Annotated in this window: 1 tRNA gene and 1 rRNA gene; both read left to right on the top strand. The window is 51.4% G+C overall.

What is annotated here, in order from left to right:
• Positions 1-17 precede the first annotated feature (17 nt).
• Positions 18-133, top strand: a 5S ribosomal RNA gene (gene rrf / locus H5300_RS27340).
• 67 nt (positions 134-200) lie between these two features.
• Positions 201-277, top strand: a tRNA-Asp gene (locus tag H5300_RS27345).
• Positions 278-284: the final 7 nt, after the last annotated feature.

Below are 284 nucleotides of genomic sequence, written 5' to 3' on the forward strand. Positions count from 1 at the left end.
CCGAATTTTAAAATTTGCTTGGCGACCATAGCGTTGTGGACCCACCTGATTCCATGCCGAACTCAGAAGTGAAACACAATAGCGCCGATGGTAGTGTGGGGTTTCCCCATGTGAGAGTAGGACATTGCCAGGCTTTAAATTAAATCTTTAGGTTGACCAACCTGGGGATATGGACGCTCACTTAGTGAGTTGACCACTGCGGAGTGGTAGTTCAGTTGGTTAGAATACCGGCCTGTCACGCCGGGGGTCGCGGGTTCGAGTCCCGTCCACTCCGCCACTTATTC

The organism is Vibrio sp. SG41-7 (assembly GCF_014164465.1).
Taxonomy (GTDB): Bacteria; Pseudomonadota; Gammaproteobacteria; order Enterobacterales; family Vibrionaceae; genus Vibrio; species Vibrio splendidus.